This is a genomic window from Gemmatimonas sp., assembly GCF_041689975.1.
In the GTDB taxonomy this organism is placed as follows: Bacteria; Gemmatimonadota; Gemmatimonadetes; order Gemmatimonadales; family Gemmatimonadaceae; genus Gemmatimonas.
In genome coordinates this window covers 1-6686 of the sequence record NZ_JBDNFF010000274.1, presented here as the reverse complement: position 1 = coordinate 6686, position 6686 = coordinate 1, and the positions used below count along the sequence as shown (strand labels likewise).

Below are 6686 nucleotides of genomic sequence, written 5' to 3'. Positions count from 1 at the left end.
GCGTCGGCCATTCAAAGCATCGAGATCATCAACAACCCGGGCGCGAAGTACGACGCCAATGCCAGTGCCGGCATCATCAACCTGATCCTCAAGAAGGAGGAGCAGACGGGGCTTACGGGCAAGGTCGGCCTGATGGCCGGCGCCGGAGCACTGTGGGAGAAGCGCGAGAACCTGCCCACCATTCGGCCACAATTCCAGTACACCCCCAAGTTCAATCCTTCGGTTTCGGTCAACTATCGGAACGGCGCGACGAACAGCTTCCTGCAAGGCGACTGGTTGTATGCGCCGACGTTGCAAAAGAACGAGTTCTCGACCCGCACGTACAACGACGGGTTGGTGATCCAGCAGCAGATCAAGCGTAATCGCCGCACCGACTACGCCACGTTGAACGCGGGCGTGGATCACGCGTTCAATGACCGAAACTCGATGAGTGTATCGGGGCTGTTCAACCGGGAGAAGATCCTGGACAACGGCGACAATCCGTACTTCGAAGGGAACCTTACCAACCGCTATCGCCTGTGGCAGTTCCTGGAGGACGAAGTGAAGTACACGGCGTTCGGCAGCGCGGTCTTCACGCACCGTTTCCCCGAGGCGGGGCACTCGCTGAACTTCACCAGCAACTACTCGTTTCACCGCGAAGACGAGCAGTACTTCTTTACGAACACGTTGCCCAACTTCACTGGACAGGATGCCTTCAAGCTGCTGTCCGATGAGCACATCGTGGACCTGAACGCGGACTATATCAAGCCGCTCAAGCAGGGTCGCGTGGAAGCCGGATTCAAGGGCCGCTACCGCTCGATTCCCGTGAACATGCAGTTCTTCCCGGGCGAACGGTCACCGCTCGACCCCGGCGCCGGTGGTATGGCCACGTACCGCGAAACGATTCCTGCGCTTTACGCCAACTACGTGTTCGAGAGCCAGCACGTCGAACTCGAGGGCGGACTGCGCGTCGAGACGGTGCTGGTGGACTACGAGGTGAACCCGGATCACAACACGTACAAGAGCGACGGGTATCGCTACGCCGAGCCGTTTCCGAACGTGCGCGCCGCGTACAAGTTCAACGACGATCACAAACTCTCGTTGTTCTTCAATCGTCGGGTGGATCGTCCGAACGAAGTGGATATTCGTATTTTCCCGAAGTACGACGAGCCCGAGTTGATCAAGGTGGGCAACCCGGCGCTGCAGCCGCAGTTCACGACGTCGGTAGACCTTGGCTACAAGACAAACTGGTCACGCGGCAGCTTCTATGCGGCCGCATTCCACCGCTCGATCGACGCCACCATCACTCGCATCGCGACCCAAGCGCCGGGCAGTGTTCTGCTGTACAACGTGTTTCAGAATGCTGGCCGCAGCTGGAACACGGGGTCGGAGTTCGTGTGGCAGCAGACCTTCTCCAAGCGGTTCTCGTTGAACACCAACGCCACGATCTATCGTAATACTTTTGGGGCGTTCACGGTGGTCAATCAGTACCCGGTGCCCGTCACGTACTCGGCCAATCGGCAGCGGCTCGTGTCGGGCAACGTGAAGCTGAACGCGACCATCCGGCTCCCGCACAACTGGGACACACGCGTGTCGAGCGTGTATCTCGCACCGGACCTGTTGCCGCAGGGGCGCATCGAAAGCCGGTACTCGCTCGATGTCGGCGCGAGGAAGGCCGTCCAGAATGGCCGAGGCGAGATCGCGGTCAACGCCACGGATTTGCTGAACACGATGCAACTGCGCCGTACGATCAACGGCGCCACGTTCCGCCTGGTGAGTACGGACTACCTCGAAACGCAGGTGGTTCGGGTGGGCTATAGCTGGAAGTATTAGCGACAGAACGGATCACGTAGAACCGCATTCGGAACTGATCGCACAGAGAAAAAGAGAACAGCGTGAGGGGAAAAGCCCTCCTGTTCTCCTTTTCTCTTTTTCTCTGTCTGATCAGTTCAACGGTCCGGCGGACTTAGTGCTTCATCCCCGCGCCAGCGCACTCTTCGAGCACGTCAAAACGGTCATGCAGCACCTTGAGACCCGCCTTGAGGTCGGCATCGGCCGCCTTGGCCGCCACCATCGTCGCCACTTTCTCGGTCTCGACCGGCAGGCCGGCCTGTGCCTTCAAGAGCTCCGGCTTCTGGCACGACATCGGCCCCTTCGACGCCGCCAAGAGCTTGGCCGACGCCACCATTTCGGTGGCCTTGGCGCGGATCGGTGCGAGGTCGTTCTTATCCTTGGCCGGGTGCCAGGTGGCCATCATGAGCATGTGGTAGGCATCGAGCTCCTTCCAGCCGTCGGCCTTGGCCGCGCCATGATCCATCTTGGAATGGTCCATCATCTTCGAATGGTCCATCTGGCCGGCGGCCGGAGGCGCCACCGGGGGCTTGGCCTGTGCGGCCAGAGGAGCGGTAGCGAACAGGCTCGCCAAGGCGGCGGCCGTAGCGGTCAGTCGGATCGAAGTCATCGTCGTGGGGAAAAGGGCCAAATGACGAACTGAGGGACGAACGCCCTCTTATACCCTAAAGTTGATCGAACTGGTCGTTTCCGACAATGATTTGCCCAACGCCACAACCGGCCCCATCGTATGCCTGATGACTCCCGTCGCGGGAGAATCCGGCAGCCGAGTCCGGCTGTCCCAGTCTCCTCCCCACCCGTCCCTCGCATGATCAGCCTGCGTCGTGCCACCCGGCTCTCCACCGCGATGTTGTTCGCGGCGGCCCTGCCGGCCACGCTCCCGGCTCAGCCGCGCCTCACGTCACCCAAAGAATTCTTCGGGCATGACATCGGCGCCGACTATGAGCTCCCCAATTACACCAGGCTGCACGCCTTCTTCGCCACCATCGCCAAGCAGAGCGACCGTGTCATTCTCGACACGATCGGAATGACGGAGGAAGGACGGCCGCAGATCATGGCGATCGTCTCCTCGCCGGCGAACCTCAAGAGTCTGGCGCGCTACAAGGAAATCTCGAACCGTCTGGCGATGGCCGACGGGATCGACTCGGCGGAAGCGGCCAAGCTGGCGAAGGAAGGCAAGGTGGTCTTCTGGATCGACGGGGGCCTGCACGCGACCGAAGTGCTCGGCGCTCAGCAGCTCATGGAATCGTTCTATCAGCTCGCCAGCCGCACCGACGATGAGACGATGCGGATTCTGAACGACTGCATCATTCTCATGACGCACGCCAATCCGGATGGCATGGAGCTGGTCTCGAACTGGTACATGCAGGAGACCGACAAACTGCGCCGCAATTCGAACATTCCGCGGCTGTACGAGAAGTACGCGGGTCATGACAACAATCGTGATGCGTACATGAATGCGCTGGCCGAAACGCGCAACATGTCGCAGCAGATGTTCGTGCAGTGGAATCCCCAAATCATGTACAACCACCACCAGACCGGCCCCACGGGCACGATCATGGCGGCGCCGCCGTACCGTGATCCGGCCAACTACTGGTTCCATCCGGCCATGATCACGGGTCTCGATCTCGTGGGCGCAGCATTGAACCATCGCTTCGTACTCGAGCACAAGCCGGGCCTTACGTTCCGCGCGGGTTCGAACTACAGCACGTGGTGGAACGGCGGCATGCGCACCGTGGGCTACTATCACAACCAGATCGGCATTCTCACCGAAACGATCGGCAGTCCCACGCCGATCCGCGTGTCGCTGGTGCCCGATCGCCAGTTGCGTTCGGCCAACTTGCCGTTGCCGGTAGCGCCGCAGGAATGGCACTTTCGTCAGTCGGTCGACTACTCGGTCTCGGCGAACTACGCGTTCCTCGATCTCGCGTCGCGCTATCGCGAAACGTTCCTGTTCAATCGCTGGGTGATGGGCACCGATCAGATCAAGGCCGGTGCGAAGGACAACTGGACGATCTCGCCCAAGCGCGTCGATGCCATGATCGCGCAGATCACGAAGGACCGCGGCACGGCGAGCCCGGAAGCCAATCGCGCCGGCGGCCCGCGTGGCGGCGGAGCGGCACCGAACATCGGCAGTGCGGTCACCAACGATCGCTACATGGCCGAACTCAAGAAGCCGGAAAACCGCGATCCGCGCGCCTACGTGCTCAGCAGCGCCCAGAATGATTTTCCGACGGCGACCAAATTCATCAAGGCGCTGCAGTATTCCGGCATTCAGGTGCACCGCGCCACCGGATCATTCAGCGCGAATGGCAAGTCGTTCCCGGCCGGTTCGTGGGTCGTGATGACGAACCAGGCCTTCCGTTCGCACGTGCTCGACATGTTCGAACCGCAGGATCACCCGAATGACTTCCGCTATCCGGGTGGCCCGCCGATCCCTCCGTACGACAACGCCGGCTGGACGCTCGCCTTCCAGATGGGCATCCAGTTCGAGCGCGTGCTCGACGGCCTCACGGGTCCGTTTGAAAAGGTGAAGGGCGTCACGACGATGCCGATGGGTACGATTGCGAAGGGCAAGGCCGGATACTTCGTTCGTCCTGAAGTGAACGACGCATCCACCGTGGCCAACCGCTTGGCCGCGGTGAAGGTGAAGGCGTCGCGTATTCCCACGGCGTTCACCGATGGTGGCACCACGTGGCCGGCCGGTAGCTGGTTCATTCCCGCCGGTGGTGCGGCCGATAAGGTCGTGACACAGTCGGCCAAGGACCTCGGCGTGAACTTCGCCGCCGCGAACAGCAAGCCAAGTTCGGCGCAGCCGGTGCAGCCGCTGCGCATCGCGCTGATCGATCGCTACGGCGGCAGCATGCCGAGTGGCTGGACGCGCCTGATTCTGGAGAAGTTCGAGTTCCCATTCACGGTGATTTATCCGCAGGATGTGGACGCGGGCAATCTCAAGGCGAAGTACGACGTGCTCGTGGTGACCGACGGCATGTTCTCCGAAGCGGGCGCTGGCCGCGGCTTCGGTGGCTCGCCCGACACCACGCTCATCCCCGCGGAATTCCGTCGCACCATCGGTCGCATCAGCCCCGAGAAGTCGGTGCCGGCGCTCAAGACGTTCGTGGAGGCGGGTGGTCGCATCGTCGCGATCGGTTCGTCGATCGGACTCGGCAAGGCGATGGGGCTCCCTATCGACAACTACATGGCCGAAGCCAACGGGCGTGCGTACGCGGGTGAGAAGTACTACATCCCCGGCTCGCTGCTCGAAGTGGCCATCGATACGTCGGCCACCATCGCCACGGGCATGAACCCGCGTCCTAGCGTGATGTTCGACAACAGCCCGGTCATGAAGCTTGGTCCCGACGCGGCGGCCAAGGGTGTGCGCGTGCTCGCCACCTTCGATACCGACAAGCCGCTCACCAGCGGTTGGGCGTGGGGACAGGAGTTGCTGAAGGGCGGCGTGGCGATGGCCGAAGCCAAGATGGGAAAAGGCACGCTCTGGCTGTTCGGACCGGAAATTCTCTTCCGTTCGCAGCCGCACGGCACGTACAAGCTGTTTTTGAACGCGCTCGACGGCGGATTCCAGCGGCCCACGAAGACCCTGCAGTAAGTCGTTGCGTCGATGGCGATGACACACAGCGGCCCCTGCGTACGTCACGCAGGGGCCGCTGTCGTTTCACGATGCAGGCCTGCGGTATATTCCGCGTCATGCCTCCCGATCTCAAGCGCGCCTCCACCGGTCTGCTGCGCGCCGCCAGCATAGCAGTGCCCCTCGTGGCCGCTCTCGCCCTCGGTCAGCTCGCGACGCCGTATCTGCCTGGATTTTCCACGTGGGTACAGACGCTCGGCATGTGGGCGCCGCTGGCCTTCGTCATCGCGTACATCGGCGTGGTGATCCTCATGCTGCCAGCCTTTCTGCTTACAATGGCTGCCGGCGCCGTGTTCGGGGTGGTGAAAGGCAGTGCGCTGGTGCTCACGGGTGCCATCATCGGCGGCACGATGGCGTTTCTGCTGGGGCGCACGATTCTCCGCGGCACCGTCGCTCGGCGCGTGGCCGCGAACCCGACCCTCTCGGCCGTCGATCGCGTGATCGGCAACGACGGACTTCGCTTGATGTTGCTGCTGCGTTTGTCACCGGCGATTCCGTTCGTGCTGTCAAACTACGCGCTCGGCGTCACCCGCGTCCGCACGCGTGACTTCGTGATGGCGATACCGGGGATGCTGCCGATCATTGCCTCCTACGCGGCCCTCGGCGCAGCCGACGCCAGAGCGGCGAATGGCAGAGGCGCGTTGCCGATGCCGGTGCTCGGGCTCGGCGTGATCGCGACCGTGGTCCTTGGACTGTTGTTCGCCCGAATCACGCAGCGGGCGATTCGTGAGACCGAGGTTAAGCACGGCGCGTAGACCGCGCGGAATTGCTCCGTCACGCGATGCACCTCGACACGTACTGTCGGCAGCGGTGTGCCGTCAGCTACTCACGCGGGCTCTCGCTCCGAAGGGCGTCACCCCGATCGCCTCAACAACGCGAGGGCCGAGCGGAACGAGTTCCGGGAGGCGGTTGGTGACCGCGTGCATCACGATCACCGCGATTCCCGACGCGGCAATGTGTTGTTGGAAGGTCGAGTTGCGATCGACGGTCACCAACGTGGTAAAGCCGGCGGTGCGCATCGCCGCCAGCAACTCACCGTTGCGGAGACTCGTCCAACCTTCGTCGCGGTCGGTAGACACGACAACGCCCGGCAATGCCTTTCGGAAACGACGCGGGACGCACTCGTCGAGCAGGACCCGCATTAGGCAACCGCGCGCGCGAGCAATAACTCCTTGGCGAGTTCGAGGACGGCCACTGCTTGCTCGCGCGT

At 62.4% G+C, this 6686-nt stretch carries 5 protein-coding genes; 3 read left to right on the top strand and 2 right to left on the bottom strand.

The features are described 5' to 3' along the window. A partial coding sequence (locus ACESNG_RS16970) for a TonB-dependent receptor domain-containing protein (RefSeq protein ID WP_373069927.1) occupies positions 1-1812 on the top strand: 1812 nt, incomplete at its 5' end. 133 nt (positions 1813-1945) lie between these two features. On the opposite strand, the gene ACESNG_RS16965 is transcribed toward ACESNG_RS16970, so the two are convergent. Continuing rightward, positions 1946-2440: a hypothetical protein gene (locus ACESNG_RS16965; RefSeq protein ID WP_373060206.1), complete on the bottom strand. Its 495-nt coding sequence runs from the start codon at positions 2438-2440 to the stop codon at positions 1946-1948. A gap of 198 nt (positions 2441-2638) precedes the next feature. Here ACESNG_RS16965 and ACESNG_RS16960 point away from each other — a divergent pair, with 198 nt between their 5' ends. Beyond that, positions 2639-5437 (top strand): M14 metallopeptidase family protein, encoded by a 2799-nt coding sequence (locus ACESNG_RS16960; RefSeq protein ID WP_373060204.1) that lies wholly within the window; start codon positions 2639-2641, stop codon positions 5435-5437. 98 nt (positions 5438-5535) lie between these two features. Beyond that, complete coding sequence (locus tag ACESNG_RS16955) at positions 5536-6231, top strand: TVP38/TMEM64 family protein (protein ID WP_373060202.1); 696 nt, start codon at positions 5536-5538, stop codon at positions 6229-6231. Between the two features lie 63 nt (positions 6232-6294). Here the strand turns inward: ACESNG_RS16955 and ACESNG_RS16950 are convergent, their stop codons facing one another. Continuing rightward, positions 6295-6618 carry a hypothetical protein gene (locus ACESNG_RS16950; protein ID WP_373069925.1) on the bottom strand — a complete coding sequence of 108 codons (324 nt, stop codon included), beginning with the start codon at positions 6616-6618 and terminating at the stop codon, positions 6295-6297. Positions 6619-6686 lie beyond the last annotated feature (68 nt).

Excerpts from the sequence above, each read along its gene's own strand:
- ACESNG_RS16965 (WP_373060206.1), bottom strand. The coding sequence starts at position 2,440 with ATGACTTCGATCCGACTGACCGCTACGGCCGCCGCCTTGGCGAGCCTG.
- ACESNG_RS16960 (WP_373060204.1), top strand. The coding sequence starts at position 2,639 with ATGATCAGCCTGCGTCGTGCCACCCGGCTCTCCACCGCGATGTTGTTC.
- ACESNG_RS16955 (WP_373060202.1), top strand. The coding sequence starts at position 5,536 with ATGCCTCCCGATCTCAAGCGCGCCTCCACCGGTCTGCTGCGCGCCGCC.
- ACESNG_RS16950 (WP_373069925.1), bottom strand. The coding sequence starts at position 6,618 with ATGCGGGTCCTGCTCGACGAGTGCGTCCCGCGTCGTTTCCGAAAGGCA.